The sequence below is a fragment of the Zoogloea sp. genome, from assembly GCF_023150065.1.
Taxonomy (GTDB): Bacteria; Pseudomonadota; Gammaproteobacteria; order Burkholderiales; family Rhodocyclaceae; genus Zoogloea.
The window spans coordinates 1-517 of sequence record NZ_JAKLLN010000241.1 but is presented as its reverse complement, the minus strand read 5'-3'; the positions used below and the strand labels follow the sequence as shown (position 1 = coordinate 517).

At 58.6% G+C, this 517-nt stretch carries 1 protein-coding gene; it reads left to right on the top strand.

Going from position 1 to position 517, the window contains the following annotated elements; translation table 11 throughout:
• On the top strand, positions 1 to 334 hold a 334-nt coding region (locus L6Q67_RS24480; RefSeq protein ID WP_367171695.1), incomplete at its 5' end, for a ParA family protein.
• Positions 335 to 517: the final 183 nt, after the last annotated feature.

The window sequence follows — 517 nt, the reverse complement described above, 5'->3', positions numbered from 1 at the left end:
GCGCGTGGTTGATCGTGTCATCGTTCCCGTCGTGCCGTCCGTATTCGATATGGCGGCGACCGAGGATTTTTTGAACTCGATTCGTAACGAACTGCGCGGTCGTCGCGGAATCATCGGAATTGTGGCGATGCGCGTCGATCCTCGTACTCGCGCGGCGGCTATGCTCGAAGAGTTCCTGCAGCACTTCGATGTTCCGATAACAGCCTACCTGCGCAACACGCAGAACTACGTCAACGCGGCGGCTGCAGGGCTCACCGTGTTCGATCCGCCGCGCGCCAAACATCGTCGTGACGAAGAACAGTGGCAGCCGCTGTTGCAATGGCTTGCCGACTAGGCTATAGTTCGCCCCCTCGCAACGGCGCCGGGGTCGCAGCGAAAGCAGCGAAAATAAATTTTCCGGCGCAGTGTTGACGGGGGTAAGAAAAACCTGATAAAGTTTCACCTCTCTGCTGATGCAGAAGACGGACGCGGGGTGGAGCAGTCTGGCAGCTCGTCGGGCTCATAACCCGAAGGTCAC